This window comes from Pseudacidovorax intermedius, assembly GCF_003350475.1.
Classification (GTDB): domain Bacteria; phylum Pseudomonadota; class Gammaproteobacteria; order Burkholderiales; family Burkholderiaceae_C; genus Xenophilus; species Xenophilus intermedius.
In genome coordinates this window covers 1,247,162-1,270,305 of the sequence record NZ_QQAV01000001.1, presented here as the reverse complement: position 1 = coordinate 1,270,305, position 23,144 = coordinate 1,247,162, and the positions used below count along the sequence as shown (strand labels likewise).

Here is a 23,144-nt window from a genome sequence, read left to right as displayed (position 1 = left end):
CCGCGCAAGGCTGCGCCGCTATGCTGGCTGATAGAACGGCCGCAGCCGGCCGCGCACTCAGGAGACCGCTTCATGACCGCCCAGCAATTCGTGGCCGAGCACGCCTTCGGCACCGTGTCCGACCTCATCCGCGCGCATGCCCGCGAACGGCCCGGCCGCCCCGCCCTGGCCGATGCGCACGGCCGGCTCGACTACGCCGCGCTCGACGCCCGCATGGACCGCATCGCGGCCGCCCTGCAGCGCGACGGCCTGGGCGTGGGCGATGCCATCGCCCTCTGCGCCAATGCCTCGGTGGACTATGCCTGCGTCTTCCTCGGCGCCCTGCGCGCCGGCGTGGCGGTGGCGCCGCTCGCCCCCGGCAGCGCGCCCGACAGCCTGGCGCGCATGGTGCGCGATGCGGATGCCCGCCTGGTGTTCGTCGATGCCGTCGGCGATGCGGCCATGGGCGGCGCGGGCGAGCCGGCCGCGGCGCGCATCGCACTGCAGGGCGAGGTGGCCGGCGCGCGGCCGCTGGCAGACTGGATTGCGCCCGAAGGCGCCATGCCGCAGCCGGCCGAGGTACAGCCCGCCACGCCCTTCAACATCATCTATTCCTCGGGCACCACCGGCGAGCCCAAGGGCATCGTGCAGGGCCACGGCATGCGCTGGGCGCACATCCAGCGCGGCGCCGTCTACGGCTACGGCCCGGAGTCGGTCACGCTGCTGTCCACGCCGCTGTACTCCAACACCACGCTGGTCGTGTTCTTCCCCACGCTGGCCTTCGGCGGCTGCGTGTGGCTGATGCCCAAGTTCGACGCGGGCCAGTACCTGCAGCTGGCCGAGCGCGAAGGCGTGACGCACACCATGCTGGTGCCGGTGCAGTACCAGCGGCTGATGGCGCACCCGGACTTCGACCGGCACGACCTCTCGCGCTTCCAGGCCAAGTTCTGCACCAGCGCGCCCTTCCGCGCCGAACTCAAGGCCGACGTGCTGGCCCGCTGGCCGGGCGGGCTGATCGAGTTCTACGGCATGACCGAAGGCGGCGGCACCTGCATCCTGGAGGCGCATGCGCATCCCGACAAGCTGCACACCGTCGGCTGCGCGGCACCCGGCAGCGACATCCGCCTGATCGACGACGAGGGCCGCGAGGTGCCCGCGGGCGAGGCCGGCGAAGTGGTGGGCCATTCGGCCGGCATGATGGTCGGCTACCACAAGCAGCCCGCCAAGACGCGCGAGGCCGAATGGTTCGCGCCGGACGGCAAGCGCTTCATCCGCACCGGCGACGTGGGTCGCTTCGACGCCGACGGCTTCCTCACGCTGTTCGATCGCAAGAAGGACATGGTCATCAGCGGCGGCTTCAACCTCTACCCCAGCGACCTGGAAGCCGTGCTGCGCCGCCACCCGGCCGTGGCCGACTGCTCGGTCATCGGCATCCCGTCGGAGCAATGGGGCGAGACGCCGGTGGCCTACGTGGTGCACACGCCGGGCGACACCACTGCGCCCGAAACCATCCGCGAATGGGCCAACGAGCAGCTCGGCAAGACCCAGCGTCTGGCCGGCCTGCGCTTCATCGACGAGCTGCCGCGCAGCGCCATCGGCAAGGTGCTCAAGCGGGAGCTGCGGGAGCGCTGGGCCGCCGAGCGGGGCTGAGCAGGGCGAGCCCGCCGCGCCATCCGCCGGTCACGCCAGGTGCCCCGGGACCCCGGACAATCGCCTCATGACTGCCGCTTCCGCGCCGACACCCGCCGCCCTCTCGCTGCGCGACTACGGCCCGTCGCGCGGCAGCCATGCGCACGACCACTTCCAGGTGCTGGTGGCGTTGCAGGGCGTGCTGGCACTGGAAGTGGAGGGCCGGGGACGGCGCCTGGCCGCGGGTCAGGGCTTCGTCGTGGCGCCGGGCGATCGCCACGACTTCGAGGCTGAAGCGGGCGCCAGCCGCTGCCTGGTGCTGGACACCCGCGACGCGGCCTGGACGACGCATGCAGGCCGTGCGGCGCAGGGCCCGCATGCGGCGGCGCTGGCCCATTACCTGGGGCTGTGCCTCGCGCAGCCGCATCCCCCTGCCCTGGCGCTGGCCCAGGCGCCGCTGCTGCTGTGCGAGGCCTGGTCGGCGCCGTCCACCGCAACCCCCTCGCCTTTTGCGACGGCTCCGGTTGCGGGAGCCGCCGTGGACGCAGAAGCGGGGGTGGGTCGGGCGTTCATGGACCGAGGCAGCGGCACATCGACGGGGCCACTCGGCCTGGGCCCGCCGCGCGGCCGGCCCATCGACTGGGCTGCACTTGCCAGCTGGGCGGCGGCTCACTGGCATCGGCCCCTCGGCGTGGAGGACCTGTCCGCACGCGCCTTCCTCAGCCCGGGCCAGTTCGCCCAGCGCTGTCGCGACGAGCGCGGAATGAGCCCGCTGGCCTGGCTGCGCGCCCTGCGCCTGGCCGAGGCGCGCCGCCTGCGGGCGCGCGGCCTGCCCGTGGCAGAGACGGCGCGTCGCACCGGCTACCGCTCACCTTCGGCGCTCACAGCGGCGCTGCGCCGCGAAGGCGGCTGGAGCGCCTGAGGGGCGCCTTCCCCCAGCGCCAGCGCGCTGGCGCCATGCCAGCGACCCGCATTTGATCCGGGCCAAGCAGCGCGCGCCGTCTTAAGACTGCCTAAATGCCCGGGCGGGACCATCGTGCCCGCACCGGCCGATGCCGCCTCGCCCTCCGCGAGCCGCAAGGGCCGCCCGGCCCGCCAGGGCCTCATTCCACGATTGCGCCCTCCCATGACCACCGCCACATCGCCCCGCCCGCGCTACACACCTTCCGCCATCGCCCTGCACTGGGGCATGGCCCTGCTCATCGTCGCCGTCTACGGCTGCATGCTGGGCTCCGACAACTTCCCGCGCGGCAGCGACACCTACCTCCTGCTGCGCGGGCTGCACTACAGCCTGGGCCTGCTGGTGCTGCCGCTGGCCTGCCTGCGGCTGGCGCTGGTGGCCCAGCAGCCGCGCCCGGCCATCGTGCCGGCGCCAGCCGCCTGGCAGGAACAGCTGGCGCGATGGATGAAGTTCGCGCTCTACGGGCTGATGCTGGCGATGCCGCTGCTGGGCTGGCTCTCGTTGGCGGCCAAGGGCACGCCGGTGGCCTTCTTCGGCCTGCCGCTGCCTTCGCCGCTGCCGCCGGCGCCCAACCTGGCGCACCTGATCAAGGAAGTGCACGAGGCCGGCGCCAGCGTGGGCTATGCACTGGTGGGCGCCCACACGGCCGCGGCGCTGGTGCACCACCATGTGCTGCGCGACAACACCCTGCGCCGCATGCTGCCGGGGCGGGCCTGACAAGGTGTGCTCGCTGGCGCCGCTTTCGCCCCCAGGCGGCCCTCTTTGCCAGATCGCAGCCGCGCGACGAGAGACCGGCGGCGCGCGACGATGCGCCCGCCTAAGCTCGGCGGATGCGCCTTCTCTCCACCTCGACCCTGCATGCCCTGGCCGCCATCGCGCTGTGGGCCTCGCTCGCCGCACTGGGCACTGCGCTCGCCCATGTGCCGCCCTTCCTCCTCACCGGTGCCGCGCTGATCATCGGCAGCCTGCCGAGCTGGCCGCTGGTGCTGCGCGACCGGCGGGCCTGGGCGGTGCCGCCGCGCACGCTGGCGCTGGGCATCTACGGGCTGTTCGGCTTCCACTTCCTGCTGTTCATCGCGCTGCGCCATGCGCCGCCGGTGGAGGCCAACCTGGTCAACTACCTCTGGCCGCTGGGCATGGTGGTGCTGGCGCCGGTGCTGCTGCCGGGCACGGCACTCAGGCCCTTGCATGTGGTGGCCGCGTTGCTGGGCTTTGCTGGCGCGGCGGTGGCGATCCTGGGTGCGCGCGGCACGGGCGGCGCCACCGGCTTCGCCTGGGGCTTCGTGCCGGCGCTGGGCTCGGCCTTCATCTGGGCCAGCTACTCGCTGTGGACGAAGCGGGTGCCGGCCTTTCCCACCTCGGCCATCGGCGCCTTCGGGCTGGTGTCGGGGCTGCTGGCGCTGCTCTGCCATGCACTGCTGGAGCCGGCGGCCAGCCTGTCGGTCCGCGACTGGGCGCTGGTGGCGCTGTGCGGGCTGGGTCCGCTGGGCGCGGCCTTCTTCTTCTGGGACCGGGCGCTCAAGACGGGTGATGCCCGGCAGATCGGCATCCTGAGCTACCTGACGCCGCTGTTGTCGACCACCCTGCTGCTGGTGGTGACCGGCCGCCCCCTGACCGGCGGCATCGCGCTGGCGGCCGCGATGATCGTGTCGGCGGCGGTGATGGGCTCGCGGGCGCGCTGAACGGCGTCGCCCTCGCCCGACGGCACCCACAGCGCACGCGGCGCACGCGCGGGCGCTCTGCGTGAAGAATGTCGCGTGTGACGCTGCAACAGCGTGGTCGGCGCGCGGCGGAATGGCGAAGCGCACTTCGTTGGCACTGAATTCGCTATGGCCGATGGCACGAGGCAGGCACCCGGCGCGTGCTTCGCCAAGAACAATCCATCACCCCCCGCTGTCACACCGCACACTCCAAGAAGAGAGGACATCGTTCATGGCCAAGATCCAACCCGGCGTGGGCCCACGCTTTCCCCAGGTGGTGGTGCTCGTCGGTGCCACCGGCGACCTGGCGCGGCGCAAGCTGCTGCCCGGGCTTTTCCACCTGTGCAGTGCCGGCTTCATTCCCGCCTGGCGCATCGTCGGCTGCTCGCTGGACGACCTGGATGCCGAGGGCTTCCGCCGCTTCGCCCGCGCCGCGCTGGACGAGTTCGGGAGCCGCAAGGTCGACCAGGCGGCCTGGGAGGCCTTCGCCGCCACGCTGGACTACGTGCCGCTGTCCGCCGGTGCGCCGGCGCTGGCCGAGGCCGTGGCCCGGGCCGAGGCCGAACTGGGCACCGAATCCCGCCGCCTGCATTACCTCAGCGTGCCGCCCAAGGCCGCACTGCCGGTGGTGCGCACGCTGGGCGAGGCCGGCCTGGTCGAGCGCGCACGCATCGTCATGGAAAAGCCCTTCGGCACCGACCTGGCCAGCGCGCGCGACCTGAATGCCAGGCTGCACGAGGTGTTCGAGGAAGAGCAGATCTTCCGCATCGACCACTTCCTGGGCAAGGAAGCAGCGCAGAACATCCTGGCCTTCCGCTTCGCCAACGGCCTGTTCGAGCCGATCTGGAACCGCACCTTCATCGACCACGTGCAGATCGACGTGCCCGAGACGCTGGGCCTGGGCAAGCGCAGCGCCTTCTACGAGCAGACCGGCGCGTACAAGGACATGGTGGTCACGCACCTGTTCCAGATCCTGGGCTTCGTCGCCATGGAGCCGCCCACCTCGCTGGAGCCCGCGCCCATCAGCGAGGAGAAGAACAAGGTCTTCCGCAGCATGCTGCCGATCCCGCCCCATGACGTGGTGCGCGGCCAGTACGCCGGCTACCGGCAGGAGGAAGGCGTGGACCCGGACTCCGACACCGAGACCTTCGTCGCCCTCAAGTGCCACATCGACAACTGGCGCTGGGCCGGCGTGCCCTTCTACCTGCGCACCGGCAAGCGGCTGGCCGAGGGGCAGCGGGTGATCTCCATCGCCTTCCGCGAGCCGCCCAAGAGCATGTTCCCGGCCGGCAGCGGCGTGGGCTCGCAGGGGCCCGACCACCTGACCTTCGACCTGGCGGACGCGTCGAAGATGTCGCTGTCCTTCTACGGCAAGCGCCCGGGGCCCGGCATGCGGCTGGACAAGCTGAGCCTGCAGTTCGCCATGAACGACACCGGCTATGTGCACGAGGTGCTGGAGGCCTATGAGCGGCTGATCCTCGACGCCATGCGTGGCGACCGCACGCTGTTCACCACCGCCGAGGGCATCGAGCGGCTGTGGGAGGTGTCGCAGCCGCTGCTGGAGGCGCCGCCGCCGGTGCGGCTCTACCAGCCCGGTTCCTGGGGCCCGAAGCCGGTGCACCAGCTGATCGCGCCGCATGCGTGGCGCCTCCCTTTCGAGCGGGCGTGGCGGCCGACGAGCCAGGGTCAGGGCTGAGCCCCTGACCCGTCCGCTGCGCCCTGTGCTTTCAGCTCACCCCAACCAAAGCACGAAGGCCGAGGCCACGAGGCAATAGGCACCGAAGAGGTACCAGCGCCCTGACTCCAGCCAGGACGACAGCCAGCGCAGTGCGGCCAGTCCAGCGAGGAAGCTGAGCACCATGCCGAAGGCGCTGGGCGCCAGCACGCGCCCGAGGTCCTGCACGGCCATCGCATGGCCGGTTCCCGAGGCCGTGAGCAGCCGGTGCGCCTCCTTGACGATGACGGCGGGCGTCAGCACGACGGCCAGCGCGAAGCTGAATTCCTCGGCCTTGCGGCGCTCGATGCCGACCGCCATGGCGGTGGAGATGGTGGCGCCCGAGCGGGAGAAGCCGCGGAAGGGCAGGCACAGCCCCTGCACGGCGCCGATGAGCATCGCCGAGGGGCCGCCGACGCGCCGGCCGGCCCGCTCGGGGATGAAGGACGCCGCAATGATCAGCACACCCGCCGCGGCCAGCGCGGCGGCCATGAGGCGCGAGTTGCCGAACAGGTGTTCGATCTCGAACTGCGGATCGGAGGCCAGCACCCAGTGCTTGATGGCGATCTGCAGCCCGAGGCCGACGACGCCCGTGCAGATCGTGGCCAGCACCACGGCCGTCGCGTTCTGCCTGAAGGAGGCCCATGAACCGAAGTAGGCCTTCTTCCAGCTGCGCCAGAAGTAGGCGATGACGGCGAACATCGTGCCGGTGTGGAGCATGACGAGCAGCATCGTCATCTCGGGCGTGGTCGGGTCCAGCCCCATCAGTTTCTCGGCAGCGATCACGTGCGCAGAGCTGGAAACCGGGAGCAATTCGGCGGCGCCCTGGATGAGGGCCAGGAGGGCGACTTGGAGGGCGTTCATGGTCGCGGACAGGATGTCGAAGTAATTTCAGTACCGCCGGCGGTCTGGCATGGCCCGCGCGACCACCCCTCATTCGTCCGGTGAGCCGTCGATTCTCTTCAGACAAGCTGACGGCCACGCGACTGCGCGGCAGCTGAAGCGGCCCATCACGGGGTTCGCCGTGATCGAGCCGATGGCCCCTTCATCCGGGGACGCCGCGGCGAGGCACTTCTTTCACACCGGCCGGGCCGCATGCGCCAGGGCCGCATCCGCCGTGTCGGCCTCCAGCGTCGCCAGCCTGTCGTAGCCACGGCGCACCAGGTCGGCGTCGCGCCAGGCGTTGCCCTTGAAGGCGGGCAGCAGCCACAGCACGAAGTACCCCGCGCTGAGCAGCAGGTAGACCAGTGCCTGGGTACCGCTCTCGGGGGCGCGGTCGGTGACGTTCTCGATCAGCGCCAGGACGAGATAGGCCGCCAACCACAGGCCGGCGCGCCGCCAGAGCTTCTTGAACAGCATCCAGAAGAGGCCGAAGAAGAAGGCCGGCCAGGAGAAGCCGACCTTCACGGCCTCCAGGCCGTGCGTCGGATGCGTGTACACGTTGTAGGTCCTCATGATTCCCTCATCGGCCGCAGCCGCCCTGTGACGCGAACACGGTACAACGGCAAAGGCCCCTTCGCCTTGTGCCAGGTCGCCCATGCGGTCGAGCGTGGCCGAGGTGGGCGCAGCGCCGCGTGCTGGGCGGCCGCAGCCGCACCGCGGCCGCTCAGCCGGCGTGGGTGGCGACGAAGCCGGCGGGGGTCATGGTCTGGCGCTGCAGACGCGCCGGCGCAGGACGGTGGCGCTCACCAGTTGCAGGACTGCGCCCCGGTGTGCGCGATGTCCTGCGAGAAGGAGAACACCCGCCCGTCCTTGGCCGAGGTGTAGGTGAAGTCGGTGATGTTGGCGCCCTGGCGGCGCACGGTGTAGACGCCGTTGATCCTGCCCTCGAACACCTCGACCCAGCGGTCCTCGAAGGCCCAGGGCCGGCCTTCGGGCCGGTCGGTGGTGCGGCTGCTGGCGACGACGATGGGGATGGCCTTCTTCGAGCCCTTGTAGAGCACGTAGCCGCCGCTCCACTCGACATTGGTGTCGACGACCTGCCGGAATTCCAGCGAGATCGGCTTGGGCCCGGAGGAGCTCAGGCAGCGGAAGTCCTCCTGCAGGGCCGCATGGGAGCTGGCGGCGCAGGCGGCAAGGAGGGCGGCGGCAATGGGCGACGCAGGCTTCATGGGCAAAAGGTGTTCCTGGGCAAGTACGGAAGGGGCCCGCAGCGTAACGCGGACGCACCGCCCGATGGTGTCAGGCCACCTTCAGCACCAGCTTCCCGAAGTTGCCGCCCGAGAACAGCTTGCCCAGCGCCTCCGGGAAGTTCTCGAGCCCGTCGACCACGTCCTCGCGACTCTTCATGCGGCCGTCCTTGAGGTAGCCCGCCAGCTCGGCGATGGCCTCGGGGTAGCGGTCGGCGTAGTCGAACACCACCATGCCTTCCATGCGCGCGCGGTTGACCAGCAGACTGAGGTAGTTGCGCGGGCCGGCGGTGGGCGCGCTGTTGGCGTTGTTGTACTGGCTGATGGCGCCGCAGATGACGATGCGGGCCTTGGGCGCCAGCTTGGCGAGCACGGTGTCGAGGATGTCGCCGCCGACGTTGTCGAAGTAGACGTCCACGCCGCGCGGCGCGTGCTGCTTGAGGCCTTCGCGTACGGCCTGCGGGCTGGCCTTGTAGTCGATGCAGGCGTCGAAGCCCAGCTCCTTCACCACCCAGTCGCACTTGGCCGGGCCGCCGGCGATGCCGACGGTGCGGCAGCCCTTGATCTTGGCCAGCTGGCCGACCGTCTGGCCCACGGCACCTGCGGCGCCGGAGACGACGACGGTGTCGCCCGCCTTGGCCAGGCCCACGTCCAGCAGGCCGAAGTAGGCCGTCATGCCGGGCATGCCCAGCACGTTGAGCCACTGGCCGGGCGTGCCGGCGGCCAGGTCGATGCGGCGGACGTCGCCGCGCTGGATCTGCGCATGGCCGAAGGCGGCGAAGTCCTGGATGCCGAGCAGGCCGGACACGGCGTCGCCTTCGGCGAAGCCGGGATTGCGTGAGGCCACGACGCGGCCGATGCCGCCGGCGCGCATCACCTCGCCGATGCCCACGGGCGGGATGTAGCTGCGGCCCTCGTTCATCCAGCCGCGCATGGCAGGGTCGAGCGACAGCAGTTCGGTGCGCACCAGCACGCCGCCTTCCTCCAGCGTGGGGACGGGGCCGTCGGCGATGAAATCGAAGTCTTCGCGCGTGGCGGCGCCCTGCGGGCGACGGGCCAGGCGGAACTGGCGGTTGGGGGTGGCGGCGGTCATGCGGATGTCTCCTGGTGCGTTGTCGTCGGGGGCCGATCAGGCCGTGGCGGGCATGCTAGCCAGCGGCCTGACGGCGGCTGGTTGCGCAGGCGACAGGCGCAAGGGCCCACCGGCCTGCGCCTCAACGCAGCAGCGCGGTCACCGCCAGGCCCGGCTTCGCCAGCCGCAGGTCCAGCCGGCCGCCATGGGCCTGCGCCACCAGCCGGCACAGGTACATGCCCAGGCCCACGCCCCCGCCACCCGCACCCCGCGCGCGCGCACTGTCGGGGCGGTAGAAGGGCTCGGCCAGGCGTTCGAGTTGATCCTCGGGCACGCCGGGGCCGAAATCGCGCACCTCGATGCAGACGCCGTCGGGCTCATCCGGCGCCGTGGGTGCGCGGTGCAGCGAAAGGCGGGGCGGCTGCGGTCCGGCGCCGTGGTGCAGCGCATTGGCCAGCAGGTTGCGCAGCAGCAGCCGCACGCGCGCCCGGTCCAGCGACAGCGCCGGCAGGTCGGAGGCGGCGTCCACCTGCACGGCCTCGGCCAAGGGCAGGCCGCGCGCGACCAGCTCCTGCATGACCTCGCGGGCCAGGGCCGGCAGGTCGACGGGCTCACGCTGCAGGGCCGCATGCGGGCTGGACAGGCGCTCGCCTTCGAGCAGGTCGCTGATGAGGTCGCGCATCTCGTTGAGGTCGCGCAGCAGGGCCGCCCGCTCGGCGGCGCCTTCGGGCGTCTCGGGCAGCAGCTCGGCATTGAGGCGGGCCCGTGTCAGCGGCGACCGCAGCTCGTGGCTCACGGCCAGGAGCAGCGCGCGCTTGGCGTCGAGCATGCGCTTGATGTCCTCGGCCACGGTGTTGATGTGCTGCGCCAGCTCTCCCAGTTCGTCGCGGCGCCGCAGCGGGATGGGGCGCGAGAAATCGCCCCGGCCGAAGCGCTCGGCGCCGGCGCGGATGTCCTCCAGCGGCCGCAGCAGCTTGTGCACCACGCCGTAGGCCAGCAGGATCAGGCCGAGCACCAGCGCCACCATCACCCCGTCGAAGCCGTCGTTGGCCTGCTGCATCAGCCGCGGGCTCCAGCCGAAGGTGATGCGGTGGCCGTCGGCGGTGCGGCGCACGTACCAGGGGTCCTCGCCCGCCGCGGTGGGCACGCGCGGGGTGAGCCAGTCGCGCCGGCGGTGGCGCTCGTCGTCGGGATCGGAGGCCCAGTTGACCACCGGCCCGCTGATGCGCAGCGAGATGGGCAGCCGCGCGGCCAGCTCGCGCGCCTTCTCGACGCTGGGCGGGCTGCCGATCTCGTCGACCACGCGCCCCATGTAGTCGCTGAGCAGCGGCTGGGCCACCGCGCGCCAGCCCGTGCTGCCGAAGGCCGCGCGGAAGCCGCCCAGGAAGACGGCCGTCATGGCCAGTGCGAGCACCACGAAGAGCGTCACCAGCCGCAGCCGCAGGGAATGGCTCCAGCGCTGGCGCCAGCGGCGTCGGCGCTGCAGGCGGCGGGGGAGCAGGCCATCGCAGCCCTCGGGCGGTGTGCCGGGACGAGGCCTCATGCGCCCTCGCCCAGCCGCCCGACGGCGAGGGTGTAGCCCGCGTTGCGCAGCGTCTTGATGCAGTCCAGCGGCTCCAGCTTGCGGCGCAGGCGGCTGACGACGATGTCCACCGCGCGGGTGAACAGCTCGGCCTCGTGGCCGCGCAGCCGGTTGAGGATGTCGTCGCGGCTGAAGACCTTGCCGGGCTCGGAGGCGAGCAGGGCCAGCAGCTCGAATTCGGTGCCGGTCAGCTCCAGCCGCTCGCCGTGGCGCAGAACCTCGCGGCGGTCGAGGTCGATGGCCAAGCCATCGAAATCATGGCGCTGCGCAGACGCGGGTGCCGCGGCGGGGCGCACGCGCTGCCGGCGCAGGATGGTCTGCACGCGCGCCACCAGCTCGCGCGGCTCGAAGGGCTTGGGCAGGTAGTCGTCGGCGCCCAGCTCCAGGCCCACGACGCGGTCCATCACGTCGCCGCGGGCGGTGAGCATGACGATGGGGATGTCGCTGTCGGCACGGATCTGCCGGCACAGGGCGAAGCCGTCCATCTCCGGCAGCATGACGTCGAGGATGGCGGCGTCGTAGGGGTGGGCACGCAGCTTGGCGAGCCCCTCGCTGGGCCGCAGCGCGCAGTCGAGCGAGCAGCCGAAGCGGGCGAAATAGCTCGCGAGCGGCGGTCCGAGGTGCACGTCGTCGTCGATCAGCAGGATGCGGGGCGCGTCGGTGGACATGGCGGAATTGTGCCCAGGGGCGTCGCGCGCACCGCCGTCGCGTGCGTTGCGCTGGCGGCCATCACCATGGGTCGCGTGGGCCGAGGCGACCCAGGTGCGTGTGGCCGAAGCCGCGCCCGTACTTGAGGCCGTAGCCGAGCAGGCGGTCGAGGCCGACGTGCGCCAGCCAGATCGCCGCCAGCGGCCAGAGCATGGCCGCCTGCGTGGGCAAGGCGAAGCCGGCCGCTGCCAGCAGCACCGGGCCGACCACGCTGTGGGCGGCGTTGTAGGCGCGCGCACCGATGGCCGGGCCGGCCAGGTAGCCCAGCATCGCCAGGTCGGGCAGCAGCAGGAGCGCGGCAAAACGGCCCCACTGGCCAGGCGCCAGTTGGGTATAGGCCAGTACGGCGAAGACCAGCAGCGCGGCACCCTCGGCGCGCAGCAGCAGGCGCACACCGCCTTGGACGGCGCCGGCATCCACCGTGGGGACCGCCCGATGCGAGGGGTTGCGGCGACCCGCCATCGATTCGGCCTCCCCCATGGCGCGGGCTTCGGCGCGCGGATCCGGGCCCGGGTGTTCGCCCGAGGCCGGGCCATGGCCCACTTCCGCCGCCGCCCAGTCCGCCTGCCGGCCCAGCAGGGCCTCAGCCATGGCGCGACCAGCGGCCACCGCGCTGCTCGATGAAGTCGCGCACCTGCTGCTGCTGCGCGGGGCGCAGGTGGTCGTAGAAATCGGCCAGCGCGGCGATCACCTCGGGGCTGCCGCTGCGCACGGCGGCGGTCTTCTCCTCGACGAGGCGCGTCGCGGCGGCCTGGTCGAAGGTGGGGCCGGCAAACAGGGCCCGCCACGGCGCACGCGCATCGGTGGTGTCGCCGCGCATGGCCTGGCGCTGGCTCTGCAGCTTGGCCGCGAGGGTGTCGAGACGCTGGCGCTGGTCGGCATCCAGGTCCAGCTTGCGGCCGATGCGCTCGACCATGTGGGCGCGCATGGCGCCGCTGTCGGCCCCGGCCTCGTGCCAGCCGTGTCGGCCGGCGCAGGCGGTGAGCGAACCCAGCAGCAGCGTGCCGCCGAAGAGGGCCAGCAGGCCACGGGCGATGCGAGGACGGAACTTCATGATGAGGGCTCCTGGAGTGGCTCGGACAGGTGCGGCAGGGCGCTCAGAGGCGCGAGCCGGCGGCCGACTGGGCGCGCACGTCGACCGGGTTGGGCAGCGTGGAGATCACGGTGCTGTTCACGCGCGAGCCCGAGCTCACGTTCTGGTCCGGCGCCGCCGCGGTGCGGATGGCGTCGGCCACCACGCGGGCGCGCGGTTGGGACACGGCCACGGTCTCGGGGCCGCGCGAGCCGCGGGTCACGTTCTGGTCGGGCGCGGCGGCGGCGGCGCGCGCTTCGGCGCGCACGGCGTCGCGGCTCATCGCGGAGACGGGCGCGGTCACGCCCTCGTAGGTTTCGGCATGGGCCGCCGTGCCCAGCAGGGCGAAGGCAGAGACGGCGAGGAAGGCAGCGCGGACGTTGGTCATGAGAGGTCTTTCGAAGAGGTTGTTGAAAGAGCCTTCATGGTGCCGAGCGGTCCGCGCCCGGTCTTTTCACGGCCGTCGCGCCGTGTTTCGTTTCTTTTCTTTCAGCGGCCCAGCAGTTCGGCCGGATCGTCGCTCTCGACCACCTGCCGTGCCCAGTCGGCCAGCTTGCCGGCGTCGGCACGCAGCACCTCCTGCTTGACGGTCAGGATCTGCGAGGGATGCATCGAGAAGCTGCGCAAGCCCAGGCCCAGCAGCAGCCGCGTGAACTGCACGTCGCCCGCCATCTCACCGCACACGCTCACGCCCTTTCCCAGGCGACGCGCCTCGGCGATGGTCTGCGCCACCAGGCGCAGCACGGCCGGGTGGCAGGCATCGTAGAGGTGCGCCACGCTTTCGTCGGCCCGATCGATGGCCAACGTGTACTGGATCAGGTCGTTGGTGCCGATGGACAGGAAGTCGAAGTGCTTCAGGAAGATCGACAGCGACAGCGCCGCGGCCGGCACCTCGATCATGGCGCCCAGGCGCACCGGGCCGGCCTGGTCGCCGCGGGACTTGAGCTCAGCACGGGCCTTGTCGATGAAGACCAGCGTCTGCCGGATCTCGCTGGCATGCGCGAGCATGGGGATCAGCAGGTTCACCGGCCCATGGGCGGCCGCGCGGAGGATGGCACGCAACTGCGCCAGGAACATGGCCGGCTCCGACAGGCTCCAGCGGATGGCGCGCAGGCCCAGTGCGGGGTTGAGGTACTCCTGACGCGCTGCCTTGCCGTCCAGCGGCTTGTCGGCACCGATGTCGATGGTGCGGATGGTGACGGGCATGCCCTGCATGCCCTCGACCGCGCGCCGGTAGGCCTCGTACTGCTCTTCCTCGTCGGGCAGGCGGCTCAGGTGGCGCGCCTCGCGGCCCATGAACAGGAACTCGCTGCGGAACAGGCCCACACCCTGCGCACCGGCCTTGACGGCGGCGGCGGCGTCCTCGGGCATCTCGATGTTGGCCAGCAGTTCGATGCGTTCGCCGTCGAGCGTCACCGCCGGACGATGGCGCAGCCGCCACAGCCGCTCGCGCTCCAGCTCGCCCTGGCGCTGCTTGAACCCGTACTCGGCCAGGATGATGGGCGAAGGGTCGACGATCACCACGCCGGCGTCGCCGTCGATGATGACCCAGTCGTCCTGCCGCACCAACTGGCTGGCCACGCGCGCGCCCACCACGGCCGGGATGTCCATGCTGCGCGCCACGATGGCCGTGTGCGAGGTGCGCCCCCCGACGTCGGTGACGAAGCCGGCGAACACGCTCTTCTTGAACTGCACCATGTCGGCCGGCGACAGGTCGTGCGCGATGAGCACCAGCGGGGCGTCGAAACCATCGGCCTCGTCGTCGCCGGCGATCGGCGTCTTGCGCGGCGGCGGCGGGGGCGCCAGCACGGCGGCCGTGCCCTTCATCTGGCGCAGGATGCGCTCGACCACCTGCTCCAGGTCGGCCTTGCGCTCGCGCAGGTACTCGTCCTCCATCTCGTCGAACTGGCGCGCCACGACCTCGAGCTGGCTGGTGAGCGCCCACTCGGCGTTGTAGAGCCGGTCGACGATCCAGTGCCGCACGCCCTCGGACAGGGCCTCGTCCTGCAACAGCATGAGGTGCACTTCGAGCAGGCCCGCCAGCTCGTGCGGCGCCTCGTCGCGCTTCATCTGCGACACGCTGGCGCGCAGGCGCTCCAGCTCTTCGGCCACCGCGTCGCGTGCCGCTCGCACGCGATCGAGTTCCGTCTCGATTTCCTGCGGCTGGATGAAGTAGTGCGCCACATCCAGCCGGCTCGACACCACCAGCACCGCCCGCCCGATGGCGATGCCCCGGGCGACGTTGAGACCGTGGATGGAGATGGTCACTCGCCCTCGCCGAACTTGTCGTTCATCAGGGCGACGATGGCGTTCATCGCCTCCTGCTCCTGCGGCCCATCGGTCTCCAGCTCCACCGTGGCCCCCAGCCCCGCGGCCAGCATCATCACGCCCATGATGCTCTTGGCATTGACGCGCCGCTCGCCGCGCGCGATCCACACCTCGCACGGAAAGCTGCCCGCCAGCTTGGTGAGCTTGGCGGAAGCGCGCGCATGAAGGCCCAGCTTATTGCTGATGGTCACGGATGTCTTGATCACTGTATTTACGTCTCACCTGATTGAGGGGGGCGGCCACGGCCACCTGCATGACGCCAGCCGTGCCGCCGGCGATGGCCCGCTGCACCTGCGCGTCGAGCGGCTCGTGACGGTAGGTCACGGCCCGCAGCAGCATGGGCAGGTTCACCCCCGCCACCAGCCGCGAGCGCACACCGTCCACCAGCTGCTGCGCCACGTTGCAGGGCGTGGCGCCGAACACGTCGGCCAGCACCAGCACGTTCGAGCGCGAACCACCCCGGTGGAACTGCTGCTCCAGCAGGATGCGTGCCGCACCCAGCGACTCCTCGGGCGAGACATTGGGCTGGACGTCGAGCGCGGCCAGTGCGCCTTCGCAATCGGGAAAGACATGCAGGGCGCACTGGCGCAAGGCGTGAGCCAGGGGCGCGTGGGCGACGATGAGGATGCTGTTCATGCAGGCGGCAGGCGGCGAGGGCATCGATTATGGGCCGAGGGCCCGGTGCACTGGCATGGCGGTTGCACGGCGGCCCTGACATGGAAAGGACGGGGCGTCAGCGCAGGCGCAGGCCTTCCCAGAAGGTCTCCAGCGCCTGCGCGTCCGGAGGATGGCCGAGCACGGTGGCCTGATAGAGCGTGTAGCGGCCGGCGGCATCCACTTGGGCGAACCAGCGCATGCGGGCCTGCTGCGGGCCGGCAGTGCCGGTCTCCCCCTCGGCGACGAGGTCGATGGCCGGCGGCATCTCGGCCGCGCGGGGCACGCGGGCCGGCGACTCCTGCACCTGGCCGCGTGCGCGCCAGGGCGCGCGGGCGGCCGTGCGCCAGGCCTCAAGACGGCGCCGGGCCTCAACGGGCGAGTTGCCGCCGTCCATCCGCGCCACGGCGAAGGTAACGTCGCCAACGGTGCAACCGGCCATGTCCAGACTCACCGCCTGGCCCGACAGGTCGACCTCGCGCTGGGCACGGTCGGGCTTGCAGGGCAGCAGCACCAGCAGGCCGTCGCCCAGCGGCACGTCACGCCAGTTGAACACCGGATTGCAGGCGGCCAGCAGTACCAGCACAGCCATGTACACGGAACTAGAATTCCGACGCCTCATCGAAGGATGCCTCCATGAAAACCGCTCTCCCTGTCCATTGCCGCGCGCGGTCCGTGACCCGCTCCCGGGCCTTGTCGATGCGAGGAGCAGCCTGAGCATGAAAAAAGCACTGTATGCGCTCGCGCTGGCGGCCGTGGCGGCGGTGGGCACCACGGTCTACCTCCAGTCCGGCACCAGCCCGGCGCCCAGCTCCAAGTTCGTGCTGCTGGACGGCTCCACCAAGTCGACGGCCGATTTCAAGGGCAAGGTGACGCTGGTCAACTTCTGGGCCACGAGTTGCACCACCTGCGTGGCCGAGATGCCCCGCGTCATCGCCACCTACGAGAAATACAAGGGCCAGGGCTACGACACCGTCGCCGTCGCCATGGACTACGACCCGCCGAGCTACGTGGTGAACTTCGCGCAGACGCGCAACCTGCCCTTCAAGGTCGCCATCGACAACACCGGCGCCATCGCGCAGGCCTGGGGCGACGTCAAGCTGACGCCCACCACCTACCTGGTCAACAAGCGCGGTGAGATCGTCAAGCGCTATGTGGGCGAGCCCGACTTCGCCGAGCTGCATCAGCTGATCGAGAAGCTGCTGGCGCAGGCCTGAACCACGGCCCGCCCTCAAAGACAAAGGCGTCCCGCGGGACGCCTTTTTGCTGCATGCACGAAGTCGCGTCACACGAGGGCCGCAGACGGCGGAATGGGCCCAGGCCGGGCCGCCATGCTCATCACTCGCGGAAGGAATCGTGGCAAGCCTTGCACGAGGCGCCTGCCGGGCCGATGGCGGCCTTGATCGCGTCCAGATTGCCTGTCTTGGCGGCGGCGGCCAGCTTGGCCACTTCGCCTTCGGCCTTGCTGGCCGCGGCCTTGAACTTGTCCTGCTCCTTCCAGATCGCGGGGCTGGCCTTGCCACCCTCGGTGCCGGGACCGAAGCCTGCCCAGGGCTGCTTGATCAGCTCGGCGGCGCGGGCCGCGCTGGACTCGGCCACCTTGGCATCGAAGTCGGCCCGGCCGCTGGCCATGTCGGCGACGCGTTTGAAGTTCTGCTGCATTTCCTTCAGCGTGGCCTGGCGGTACTTGATGGCGTCCTGCGGCGTCGCGAAGGTCGGCTGGGCCACGGCATTCGTGGCAAGGATCGCCACGGCGGCGGCAGAAACGAGAGAACGGAACATCGAGGGATTCCTTGTAGAAAGTGGCCCCGCCACACCGACGGGGACGGCTGCGGGAGTTTAGGGCCGGCCTCCACATGCCGGTGCATGGTCGGGTGCGGCAGCGACTTATCGGGCATTCGTACTGCTTTTGTTAATCTGCGGGGCATTTTTTGGCTCGTGCGGCCCTTGCCGCCGCTTCCCTCGTCCCATGACATCCAACGCTGCATCCTCCGTCCCGACCGCGCGCGTGCGTGTCTGGGACCTGCCCACGCGACTGTTTCACTGGGCTCTGGCCGGCTGCGTGATCGGGCTGGTGGTCACGGCCAAGACCGGTGCGATGGAGTGGCACTTCCGGCTGGGCTACACGACGCTGGCGCTGCTGCTCTTCCGGCTCGTGTGGGGCTTCGCCGGTGGCTACTGGTCCCGCTTCGGCAGCTTCCTGCGGGGACCGGGCGCGGTGATGGCCTACCTGCGAGGCCGCGCAGACCCCCATTCGCAGCTGGGCCATAACCCGCTCGGTGCACTGTCGGTGCTGGGCATGCTGTCGGTGCTGCTTCTGCAGGTGTCCACCGGCCTCATGGCCGATGACGCCATCAGCTTCACCGGCCCGCTCGCTGCGTTCGTGCCTGGAGCGTGGTCCAGCTGGGCCACCGATTGGCACAAGGACGCCGGGCAGTGGTTGGTCATCGCCTTGGTCGTGCTGCATGTGCTGGCCGTGGCGTTCCATGCGGTCGTCAAGCGCGAACGCCTGGTGCCCGCGATGGTGACGGGCGACCGGACCGTGCAGGCCGCGACGGCCGTGCCGCAAAGCCGCGACGACCTGCCACGGCGCACCCTGGGACTGGTGTTGTTCTCCCTTTGCGCAGCGGTGGCCGCCTGGGTGTCCACGCTGCAAGGTTGATGCAGCATGGACGAAGCCGGCATGCGCACCATCCACCTGAGCGAACCTCGCGACGACGTGCAGCTTGCCGCGGCCAAGGAACTGCTTCGGGAATACGCCGCGTCGCTGACGATCGACCTGTGCTTCCAAGGGTTCGACGAGGAACTGGCCGCGCTGCCGGGCGACTATGCCGCGCCACGCGGCGCGTTGCTCCTGGCATGGGTCGGCGGGCCCCCTGAGGCCGCGGGCGAGGACGCCCAGTTGGCGGGATGCTGCGCCTTGCGTCCGCTGGACACGGCGGACTACCCCAACGCCGCGGAGATGAAGCGGCTTTACGTGCGTCCTGCCTATCGTGGCCTGGGGCTGGGCCGGCAATTGGCGGAGGCCACGCTGGACGCGGCACGCCAGGCGGGCTACTCCTGCGTGCTGCTGGACACGCTGGACGACATGGAATCGGCGCGCGCGCTCTACATGGACCTCGGCTTCCAGGACATCCCGCCTTACTACCACAACCCCATCGCAGGGGCGCATTACCTCAAGGCCGATCTCTGAACCCAGGGCCGACGGCGCGGCACAGCGGCGCCCGCCTGTGCCCGCACCGTCCGGCTGGTCCAGACGCCTCCAGGCCGGGAGGCCGCGATGCCCGCTTCCCAAAAAAAAGAGGGCCGGACGAGTCGTCCGGCCCTCTGATGCCGCGCGAGACAGCGAGGCGATCAGCCCTTGGCCTGGGCCAGCAGCGTCCCCGCGTCGCTCACCTCGAACTTGCCGGGACCCTCGACGTTGAGCGCCGCCACCTTGCCGTCCTTGACCAGCATCGAATAACGGTTGCTGCGCAGGCCCATGCCACGTGCGGTGAGGTCCAGCGTCAGACCCGTGGCCTTGGCGAAGTCGGCGCTGCCATCGGCCAGCATGCGCACCTTGCCGTTGGTCTTCTGGTCGCGCGCCCAGGCGCCCATCACGAAGGCATCGTTCACGCTCAGGCACCAGATCTCGTCCACGCCGGCCGCCTTGAAGGCATCGGCGCCTTCCACGTAGCCCGGCACGTGCTTGGCCGAGCAGGTGGGCGTGAAGGCCCCGGGCAGCGCGAAGAGCGCGATGGTCTTGCCGGCGCTGGCCTTGGCCACATCGACGGGGTTGGGACCGATGCTGCAGCCCTCGCCCTCGACCTCCGAATACTCGTACAGCGTGACCGCAGGAATCGTGTCGCCAACCTTGATCATGAAAGCTCCTCTGGGGATTGATGAAAAACAAAAACGGCCCACATTGTGGGCCGTTTTGCTTGCACCGCGAGGGTGGTGGGGATCAGACCGCAGCGGCCTTCTCGACCAGACGCGTGGCGATCCAGTTCTTGGATTTGGAGATCGGGCGCGACTCGGTGATCTCGATCACGTCGCCCAGGTGGAACTGGCCGTCTTCGTCGTGCGCGTGGTACTTGCTCGACTTGATCATGATCTTGTTGTAGATCGGGTGCTTGACGCGGCGCTCGACGAGCACCGTCACCGTCTTTTCGCGCTTGTCGCTGACGACCTTGCCGACCAGGGTGCGCTTGAGGGATTGCTTGGCTTCCGTCATGTTCACTCCTTACTTGGCAGCAGCGGCAGCCTGCTTCTGCGCCAGGATGGTCTTGGCTCGGGCGATGTCGCGGCGAGTCACGCGCAGGCTGGCCACGTTGGCGAGCTGTTGCGTGGCCTTCTGCATGCGCAGGCCGAAATGGGCCTTCTGCAGATCCTTGACTTCGGCCTGGAGGCCGGCGACGTCCTTCTCGCGCAGGGTAGCGGCCTTGGACACCTTGGCTGCATTCTTCTTGGTTGCCATGAGAGTTCTCCTATCAGGCGCCAAGCTGGCGAGCAACGAAGGTCGTGCGCAGCGGCAGCTTGGCTGCAGCCAGGCGGAACGCTTCACGAGCGAGTTCTTCGGGCACGCCGACGATCTCGTAGATGACCTTGCCCGGCTGGATCTCGGCCACGTAGTACTCGGGGTTGCCCTTGCCGTTACCCATCCGGACTTCGGCGGGCTTGGTCGAGATCGGCTTGTCGGGGAACACGCGGATCCAGATACGGCCACCGCGCTTCACATGGCGCGAGATGGCACGGCGAGCGGCTTCGATCTGGCGCGCCGTCAGGCGGCCGCGATCGACAGACTTCAGGCCGAAGTCACCGAAAGCCACCGAGTTGCCCCGGGTGGCGACGCCGGTGTTGCGGCCCTTTTGTTCCTTGCGGAACTTTCTGCGTGCAGGTTGCAGCATTAGATTTCTCCGTCTTTCTCAGGGCCGGGTTTATTCGGCCTTGGCGCCGTCCGCTGCTGCAGCGGGCGCGGCTTTGCGGACGCGCTTAACGGCGGGCTTGTTGGGGTCCACGGCTTCGGCGGGCTTGTCGCTGCCGTCGGCCGGGGCGGTGTTGCCACCGATCGGACCACGGGCACCGGCACGCGGGCCACCGCGGCGGTCGTTGCCGCCCGGACGGCCGTCACGGCGCGGACCACGCGGACCGCGACGCTCTTCGCCCTCAGGGCGCGGCGTGCTGTCCAGCGAGGGCGCATCGTTGCGGCCCAGGGTGTCGCCCTTGTAGACCCAGACCTTGACGCCGATCACACCGTAGGTGGTCTTGGCTTCGGAGGTGCCGTAGTCGATGTCGGCGCGCAGGGTGTGCAGCGGCACACGGCCTTCGCGGTACCACTCGGTACGAGCGATTTCGATGCCATTCAGGCGGCCGGCGGACATGATCTTGATGCCCTGGGCGCCCAGACGCATGGCGTTCTGCATCGCGCGCTTCATGGCGCGACGGAACATGATGCGCTTCTCGAGCTGCTGCGTGATGCTGTCGGCGATCAGTTGGGCATCGACTTCAGGCTTGCGCACTTCTTCGATGTTCACCGCCACCGGCACGCCCAGCTGCTTGCCCAGGTCGCGCTTCAGGTTTTCGATGTCCTCGCCCTTCTTGCCGATCACCACGCCCGGACGTGCCGAGAAGATGGTGATGCGGGCGTTCTTGGCGGGGCGCTCGATCAGCACGCGCGAAACGGACGCATTCTTGAGCTTCTTCTTCAGGTACTCGCGAACCTTGATGTCCTCGGCCAGCATGCCCGCGAAGTCGCGGTTGTTGGCGTACCAGCGGCTGGCCCAGTTGCGGCTGACCGCAAGGCGGAAGCCGGTCGGGTGGATTTTCTGTCCCATGTTTCTTCCAGACCTTAGTTGCCGACGGTCACGTACACATGGCACGTGGGCTTGCTGATGCGGTTGCCGCGGCCCTTGGCGCGCGCGGTGAAGCGCTTGAGCGTGGCGCCCTGCTCGACGTAGATCGTCTTGACGCGGAGCTCGTCGATGTCGGCTCCGTCGTTGTGCTCGGCATTGGCGATGGCCGACTCGAGCACCTTCTTGACGATCACGGCGGCCTTCTTCTGGGTGAATTCCAGAATGTTCAGCGCTTGATCGACCTTCTTGCCGCGGATCAGGTCGGCAACGAGACGGCCCTTGTCCACAGACAAGCGCACGCCGCGGAGAACTGCACGTGTTTCAGACATGTTCTCTGCTCCTTACTTCTTGGCTTTCTTGTCCGCCGGATGACCCTTGAACGTACGGGTCAGTGCGAACTCGCCCAGCTTGTGGCCGACCATCTGGTCGGTCACATAGACGGGCACATGCTGCTTGCCGTTGTGCACGGCAATGGTGAGGCCGATGAACTCGGGCAGCACCATCGAGCGGCGCGACCAGGTCTTGATCGGCTTCTTGTCCTTGGTCGCGATGGCCTTCTCGACCTTGGCGATCAGGTGGTGGTCGACGAAGGGACCTTTTTTGAGAGAGCGAGTCATGGCTGCCCCTTACTTCTTGCGACGCGACACGATGAAGACCTGCGTGCGCTTGTTGTTGCGGGTACGGTAACCCTTGGTGAGGTTGCCCCACGGGTCGACCGGATGGCGGCCTTCGCCGGTCTTGCCTTCACCACCACCATGCGGGTGGTCAACCGGGTTCATCACCACGCCGCGGACGGTCGGGCGAATACCACGATGGCGGGTCGCGCCAGCCTTGCCGTACTGGCGCAGGCTGTGTTCTTCGTTGGCCACTTCACCGATGGTGGCGCGGCACTCGATGTGGATCCGGCGCACTTCGCCCGAACGCATACGCACCTGGGCGTAGATGCCTTCGCGGGCCAGCAGCGTGGCCGAAGCACCGGCGGAGCGCGCGATCTGCGCACCCTTGCCGGGCTGCAGCTCGATGCAGTGGATCGTCGAACCGACGGGGATGTTGCGGATCGGCAGCGTGTTGCCAGCGCGGATCGGGGCTTCCGAGCCGCTCACCAGGGTCGCACCAGCTTCCACACCGCGCGGGGCGATGATGTAGCGGCGCTCGCCGTCGGCGTAGCACACCAGCGCGATGTGGGCGGAACGGTTCGGGTCGTACTCGATGCGTTCGACCTTGGCCGGGATGCCGTCCTTGTTGCGCTTGAAGTCGACCACACGGTAGTGGTGACGGTGACCACCGCCCTTGTGGCGGGTGGTGATGTGGCCGTTGTTGTTGCGGCCGGCCTTCTGGAACTGGGGTTCCAGCAGGGGCGCGTAGCCTTCACCCTTGTGCAGGTGGTCGCGCGAGATCTTGACCGCGCCACGTTGGCCCGGGGAAGTCGGCTTGAGCTTGATGACGGCCATGATTACGCGGCCTCCGAAACGAGGTTGAGCTCCTGACCGGGCTTGAGCGTCACGTAGGCCTTGCGAACGTTGTCGCGGCGACCCACCGAGCGGCCGAAGCGCTTGGTCTTGCCCTTGATGTTGGCGACGGACACGCCCTTGACCTCGACCTTGAACATCAGCTCGACTGCGGCCTTGATCTCGGGCTTGGTGGCGTCCTGGAGAACCTTGAAGGTGATGGCGTTCGACTTCTCGCCGACCATCGTGGCCTTCTCGGAGACGATCGGTGCGACCAGCACGGCCATCAGGCGGCCTTCGTCGAACTCGCGCTCCGCGGGGGTGGGATTCATGCGGC

General features: G+C 69.8%; 31 protein-coding genes. 8 read left to right on the top strand and 23 right to left on the bottom strand.

Annotated elements, in window-relative coordinates; all coding sequences use genetic code 11:
• Positions 1-72 precede the first annotated feature (72 nt).
• The 5 genes from DFR41_RS05660 to zwf all read left to right on the top strand — a co-directional run bounded on the left by DFR41_RS05660 (position 73) and on the right by zwf (position 5,965).
• The gene (locus DFR41_RS05660) at positions 73-1,629 is read left to right on the top strand and encodes a class I adenylate-forming enzyme family protein (protein ID WP_114801978.1); all 1,557 of its coding nucleotides are present in this window, start codon (positions 73-75) and stop codon (positions 1,627-1,629) included.
• Positions 1,630-1,696: 67 nt separating this feature from the next.
• A complete protein-coding gene (locus DFR41_RS05655) occupies positions 1,697-2,530 on the top strand; it encodes an AraC family transcriptional regulator (RefSeq protein WP_114801977.1) in 834 nt (277 codons plus the stop codon).
• 204 nt (positions 2,531-2,734) lie between these two features.
• Positions 2,735-3,286, top strand: coding sequence for a cytochrome b (locus DFR41_RS05650; protein ID WP_114801976.1), 552 nt, complete (start codon positions 2,735-2,737; stop codon positions 3,284-3,286).
• 113 nt (positions 3,287-3,399) lie between these two features.
• A complete protein-coding gene (locus DFR41_RS05645) occupies positions 3,400-4,251 on the top strand; it encodes a DMT family transporter (RefSeq protein ID WP_114801975.1) in 852 nt (283 codons plus the stop codon).
• Between the two features lie 250 nt (positions 4,252-4,501).
• Positions 4,502-5,965 carry a glucose-6-phosphate dehydrogenase gene (zwf, locus tag DFR41_RS05640; RefSeq protein WP_114801974.1) on the top strand — a complete coding sequence of 488 codons (1,464 nt, stop codon included), beginning with the start codon at positions 4,502-4,504 and terminating at the stop codon, positions 5,963-5,965.
• Positions 5,966-6,001: 36 nt separating this feature from the next.
• Here zwf and DFR41_RS05635 read toward each other — a convergent pair whose 3' ends face one another.
• From DFR41_RS05635 to DFR41_RS05575, 13 genes are all read right to left on the bottom strand, one after another.
• Positions 6,002-6,847, bottom strand: coding sequence for an undecaprenyl-diphosphate phosphatase (locus DFR41_RS05635; RefSeq protein ID WP_114801973.1), 846 nt, complete (start codon positions 6,845-6,847; stop codon positions 6,002-6,004).
• A 213-nt stretch (positions 6,848-7,060) separates the two neighbouring features.
• Positions 7,061-7,438 carry a DUF2628 domain-containing protein gene (locus DFR41_RS05630; protein ID WP_017762028.1) on the bottom strand — a complete coding sequence of 126 codons (378 nt, stop codon included), beginning with the start codon at positions 7,436-7,438 and terminating at the stop codon, positions 7,061-7,063.
• A 230-nt stretch (positions 7,439-7,668) separates the two neighbouring features.
• A complete protein-coding gene (locus DFR41_RS05625; RefSeq protein WP_114801972.1) occupies positions 7,669-8,094 on the bottom strand; it encodes a hypothetical protein in 426 nt (141 codons plus the stop codon).
• Between the two features lie 70 nt (positions 8,095-8,164).
• The gene (locus DFR41_RS05620; protein ID WP_017758304.1) at positions 8,165-9,205 is read right to left on the bottom strand and encodes an NADP-dependent oxidoreductase; all 1,041 of its coding nucleotides are present in this window, start codon (positions 9,203-9,205) and stop codon (positions 8,165-8,167) included.
• Positions 9,206-9,326: 121 nt separating this feature from the next.
• Positions 9,327-10,727 carry a sensor histidine kinase gene (locus DFR41_RS05615; protein ID WP_114801971.1) on the bottom strand — a complete coding sequence of 467 codons (1,401 nt, stop codon included), beginning with the start codon at positions 10,725-10,727 and terminating at the stop codon, positions 9,327-9,329.
• Positions 10,724-11,434: a response regulator transcription factor gene (locus DFR41_RS05610; protein ID WP_114801970.1), complete on the bottom strand. Its 711-nt coding sequence runs from the start codon at positions 11,432-11,434 to the stop codon at positions 10,724-10,726. Before DFR41_RS05610 ends, DFR41_RS05615 begins: the two co-directional genes overlap by 4 nt.
• Before the next feature lie 61 nt (positions 11,435-11,495).
• Entirely contained in the window at positions 11,496-12,065 is a 570-nt protein-coding gene (locus tag DFR41_RS05605; RefSeq protein ID WP_244917657.1) for a DUF4260 domain-containing protein, read from the bottom strand.
• Positions 12,058-12,528: a Spy/CpxP family protein refolding chaperone gene (locus DFR41_RS05600; protein ID WP_114801969.1), complete on the bottom strand. Its 471-nt coding sequence runs from the start codon at positions 12,526-12,528 to the stop codon at positions 12,058-12,060. The genes DFR41_RS05605 and DFR41_RS05600 overlap by 8 nt, the downstream gene beginning before the upstream one ends.
• Before the next feature lie 43 nt (positions 12,529-12,571).
• The gene (locus DFR41_RS05595) at positions 12,572-12,934 is read right to left on the bottom strand and encodes a DUF4148 domain-containing protein (protein WP_114801968.1); all 363 of its coding nucleotides are present in this window, start codon (positions 12,932-12,934) and stop codon (positions 12,572-12,574) included.
• A gap of 101 nt (positions 12,935-13,035) precedes the next feature.
• Positions 13,036-14,814: a phosphoenolpyruvate--protein phosphotransferase gene (gene ptsP, locus DFR41_RS05590; protein WP_114801967.1), complete on the bottom strand. Its 1,779-nt coding sequence runs from the start codon at positions 14,812-14,814 to the stop codon at positions 13,036-13,038.
• A complete protein-coding gene (locus DFR41_RS05585; RefSeq protein WP_043116522.1) occupies positions 14,811-15,080 on the bottom strand; it encodes an HPr family phosphocarrier protein in 270 nt (89 codons plus the stop codon). Before DFR41_RS05585 ends, ptsP begins: the two co-directional genes overlap by 4 nt.
• The gene (locus DFR41_RS05580) at positions 15,049-15,510 is read right to left on the bottom strand and encodes a PTS sugar transporter subunit IIA (RefSeq protein WP_114802199.1); all 462 of its coding nucleotides are present in this window, start codon (positions 15,508-15,510) and stop codon (positions 15,049-15,051) included. Before DFR41_RS05580 ends, DFR41_RS05585 begins: the two co-directional genes overlap by 32 nt.
• Positions 15,511-15,607: 97 nt before the next feature.
• Positions 15,608-16,120 carry a hypothetical protein gene (locus DFR41_RS05575; RefSeq protein WP_244917656.1) on the bottom strand — a complete coding sequence of 171 codons (513 nt, stop codon included), beginning with the start codon at positions 16,118-16,120 and terminating at the stop codon, positions 15,608-15,610.
• Positions 16,121-16,247: 127 nt separating this feature from the next.
• On the opposite strand from DFR41_RS05575, the gene DFR41_RS05570 reads away from it, so the two are divergent.
• Entirely contained in the window at positions 16,248-16,745 is a 498-nt protein-coding gene (locus DFR41_RS05570; protein ID WP_114801965.1) for a TlpA family protein disulfide reductase, read from the top strand.
• A gap of 121 nt (positions 16,746-16,866) precedes the next feature.
• Here DFR41_RS05570 and DFR41_RS05565 read toward each other — a convergent pair whose 3' ends face one another.
• Complete coding sequence (locus DFR41_RS05565; protein ID WP_017758390.1) at positions 16,867-17,310, bottom strand: c-type cytochrome; 444 nt, start codon at positions 17,308-17,310, stop codon at positions 16,867-16,869.
• Between the two features lie 187 nt (positions 17,311-17,497).
• Here DFR41_RS05565 and DFR41_RS05560 point away from each other — a divergent pair, with 187 nt between their 5' ends.
• Both DFR41_RS05560 and DFR41_RS05555 read left to right on the top strand, forming a co-directional pair.
• Complete coding sequence (locus DFR41_RS05560; RefSeq protein ID WP_043118356.1) at positions 17,498-18,190, top strand: cytochrome b/b6 domain-containing protein; 693 nt, start codon at positions 17,498-17,500, stop codon at positions 18,188-18,190.
• 6 nt (positions 18,191-18,196) lie between these two features.
• Positions 18,197-18,721 (top strand): GNAT family N-acetyltransferase, encoded by a 525-nt coding sequence (locus DFR41_RS05555; RefSeq protein WP_017758388.1) that lies wholly within the window; start codon positions 18,197-18,199, stop codon positions 18,719-18,721.
• A gap of 161 nt (positions 18,722-18,882) precedes the next feature.
• Here DFR41_RS05555 and DFR41_RS05550 read toward each other — a convergent pair whose 3' ends face one another.
• From DFR41_RS05550 to rplW, 9 genes are all read right to left on the bottom strand, one after another.
• On the bottom strand, positions 18,883-19,389 hold the full coding sequence (locus DFR41_RS05550; protein ID WP_017758387.1) for a peroxiredoxin: 507 nt from the start codon (positions 19,387-19,389) through the stop codon (positions 18,883-18,885).
• Positions 19,390-19,471: 82 nt separating this feature from the next.
• Positions 19,472-19,741: a 30S ribosomal protein S17 gene (rpsQ, locus tag DFR41_RS05545; RefSeq protein WP_017758386.1), complete on the bottom strand. Its 270-nt coding sequence runs from the start codon at positions 19,739-19,741 to the stop codon at positions 19,472-19,474.
• Between the two features lie 9 nt (positions 19,742-19,750).
• Complete coding sequence (gene rpmC, locus DFR41_RS05540; RefSeq protein ID WP_043118357.1) at positions 19,751-19,957, bottom strand: 50S ribosomal protein L29; 207 nt, start codon at positions 19,955-19,957, stop codon at positions 19,751-19,753.
• 40 nt (positions 19,958-19,997) lie between these two features.
• The gene (gene rplP, locus DFR41_RS05535) at positions 19,998-20,414 is read right to left on the bottom strand and encodes a 50S ribosomal protein L16 (RefSeq protein WP_017758384.1); all 417 of its coding nucleotides are present in this window, start codon (positions 20,412-20,414) and stop codon (positions 19,998-20,000) included.
• A gap of 30 nt (positions 20,415-20,444) precedes the next feature.
• Positions 20,445-21,341: a 30S ribosomal protein S3 gene (gene rpsC, locus DFR41_RS05530; RefSeq protein WP_017758383.1), complete on the bottom strand. Its 897-nt coding sequence runs from the start codon at positions 21,339-21,341 to the stop codon at positions 20,445-20,447.
• 14 nt (positions 21,342-21,355) lie between these two features.
• Positions 21,356-21,688, bottom strand: coding sequence for a 50S ribosomal protein L22 (rplV, locus tag DFR41_RS05525; RefSeq protein ID WP_017758382.1), 333 nt, complete (start codon positions 21,686-21,688; stop codon positions 21,356-21,358).
• Between the two features lie 12 nt (positions 21,689-21,700).
• Complete coding sequence (gene rpsS, locus DFR41_RS05520) at positions 21,701-21,976, bottom strand: 30S ribosomal protein S19 (protein WP_017758381.1); 276 nt, start codon at positions 21,974-21,976, stop codon at positions 21,701-21,703.
• 9 nt (positions 21,977-21,985) lie between these two features.
• The gene (rplB, locus tag DFR41_RS05515; protein WP_017758380.1) at positions 21,986-22,810 is read right to left on the bottom strand and encodes a 50S ribosomal protein L2; all 825 of its coding nucleotides are present in this window, start codon (positions 22,808-22,810) and stop codon (positions 21,986-21,988) included.
• A 2-nt stretch (positions 22,811-22,812) separates the two neighbouring features.
• Positions 22,813-23,139, bottom strand: a complete 327-nt coding sequence (gene rplW / locus DFR41_RS05510) for a 50S ribosomal protein L23 (protein WP_193758146.1) — start codon at positions 23,137-23,139, stop codon at positions 22,813-22,815.
• Positions 23,140-23,144 lie beyond the last annotated feature (5 nt).

Excerpts from the sequence above, each read along its gene's own strand:
- rplV (WP_017758382.1), bottom strand. The coding sequence starts at position 21,688 with ATGTCTGAAACACGTGCAGTTCTCCGCGGCGTGCGCTTGTCTGTGGAC.
- DFR41_RS05560 (WP_043118356.1), top strand. The coding sequence starts at position 17,498 with ATGACATCCAACGCTGCATCCTCCGTCCCGACCGCGCGCGTGCGTGTC.
- zwf (WP_114801974.1), top strand. The coding sequence starts at position 4,502 with ATGGCCAAGATCCAACCCGGCGTGGGCCCACGCTTTCCCCAGGTGGTG.
- rplP (WP_017758384.1), bottom strand. The coding sequence starts at position 20,414 with ATGCTGCAACCTGCACGCAGAAAGTTCCGCAAGGAACAAAAGGGCCGC.
- DFR41_RS05655 (WP_114801977.1), top strand. The coding sequence starts at position 1,697 with ATGACTGCCGCTTCCGCGCCGACACCCGCCGCCCTCTCGCTGCGCGAC.
- DFR41_RS05595 (WP_114801968.1), bottom strand. The coding sequence starts at position 12,934 with ATGACCAACGTCCGCGCTGCCTTCCTCGCCGTCTCTGCCTTCGCCCTG.
- DFR41_RS05600 (WP_114801969.1), bottom strand. The coding sequence starts at position 12,528 with ATGAAGTTCCGTCCTCGCATCGCCCGTGGCCTGCTGGCCCTCTTCGGC.
- DFR41_RS05635 (WP_114801973.1), bottom strand. The coding sequence starts at position 6,847 with ATGAACGCCCTCCAAGTCGCCCTCCTGGCCCTCATCCAGGGCGCCGCC.
- DFR41_RS05580 (WP_114802199.1), bottom strand. The coding sequence starts at position 15,510 with ATGAACAGCATCCTCATCGTCGCCCACGCGCCCCTGGCTCACGCCTTG.
- DFR41_RS05625 (WP_114801972.1), bottom strand. The coding sequence starts at position 8,094 with ATGAAGCCTGCGTCGCCCATTGCCGCCGCCCTCCTTGCCGCCTGCGCC.
- DFR41_RS05570 (WP_114801965.1), top strand. The coding sequence starts at position 16,248 with ATGAAAAAAGCACTGTATGCGCTCGCGCTGGCGGCCGTGGCGGCGGTG.
- DFR41_RS05620 (WP_017758304.1), bottom strand. The coding sequence starts at position 9,205 with ATGACCGCCGCCACCCCCAACCGCCAGTTCCGCCTGGCCCGTCGCCCG.
- DFR41_RS05575 (WP_244917656.1), bottom strand. The coding sequence starts at position 16,120 with ATGGCTGTGCTGGTACTGCTGGCCGCCTGCAATCCGGTGTTCAACTGG.
- DFR41_RS05610 (WP_114801970.1), bottom strand. The coding sequence starts at position 11,434 with ATGTCCACCGACGCGCCCCGCATCCTGCTGATCGACGACGACGTGCAC.
- DFR41_RS05550 (WP_017758387.1), bottom strand. The coding sequence starts at position 19,389 with ATGATCAAGGTTGGCGACACGATTCCTGCGGTCACGCTGTACGAGTAT.
- DFR41_RS05565 (WP_017758390.1), bottom strand. The coding sequence starts at position 17,310 with ATGTTCCGTTCTCTCGTTTCTGCCGCCGCCGTGGCGATCCTTGCCACG.
- rpsS (WP_017758381.1), bottom strand. The coding sequence starts at position 21,976 with ATGACTCGCTCTCTCAAAAAAGGTCCCTTCGTCGACCACCACCTGATC.
- DFR41_RS05650 (WP_114801976.1), top strand. The coding sequence starts at position 2,735 with ATGACCACCGCCACATCGCCCCGCCCGCGCTACACACCTTCCGCCATC.
- DFR41_RS05630 (WP_017762028.1), bottom strand. The coding sequence starts at position 7,438 with ATGAGGACCTACAACGTGTACACGCATCCGACGCACGGCCTGGAGGCC.
- rpsQ (WP_017758386.1), bottom strand. The coding sequence starts at position 19,741 with ATGACGGAAGCCAAGCAATCCCTCAAGCGCACCCTGGTCGGCAAGGTC.
- DFR41_RS05555 (WP_017758388.1), top strand. The coding sequence starts at position 18,197 with ATGGACGAAGCCGGCATGCGCACCATCCACCTGAGCGAACCTCGCGAC.
- rpsC (WP_017758383.1), bottom strand. The coding sequence starts at position 21,341 with ATGGGACAGAAAATCCACCCGACCGGCTTCCGCCTTGCGGTCAGCCGC.
- DFR41_RS05660 (WP_114801978.1), top strand. The coding sequence starts at position 73 with ATGACCGCCCAGCAATTCGTGGCCGAGCACGCCTTCGGCACCGTGTCC.
- rplB (WP_017758380.1), bottom strand. The coding sequence starts at position 22,810 with ATGGCCGTCATCAAGCTCAAGCCGACTTCCCCGGGCCAACGTGGCGCG.
- DFR41_RS05645 (WP_114801975.1), top strand. The coding sequence starts at position 3,400 with ATGCGCCTTCTCTCCACCTCGACCCTGCATGCCCTGGCCGCCATCGCG.
- rplW (WP_193758146.1), bottom strand. The coding sequence starts at position 23,139 with ATGAATCCCACCCCCGCGGAGCGCGAGTTCGACGAAGGCCGCCTGATG.
- DFR41_RS05605 (WP_244917657.1), bottom strand. The coding sequence starts at position 12,065 with ATGGCTGAGGCCCTGCTGGGCCGGCAGGCGGACTGGGCGGCGGCGGAA.
- DFR41_RS05615 (WP_114801971.1), bottom strand. The coding sequence starts at position 10,727 with ATGAGGCCTCGTCCCGGCACACCGCCCGAGGGCTGCGATGGCCTGCTC.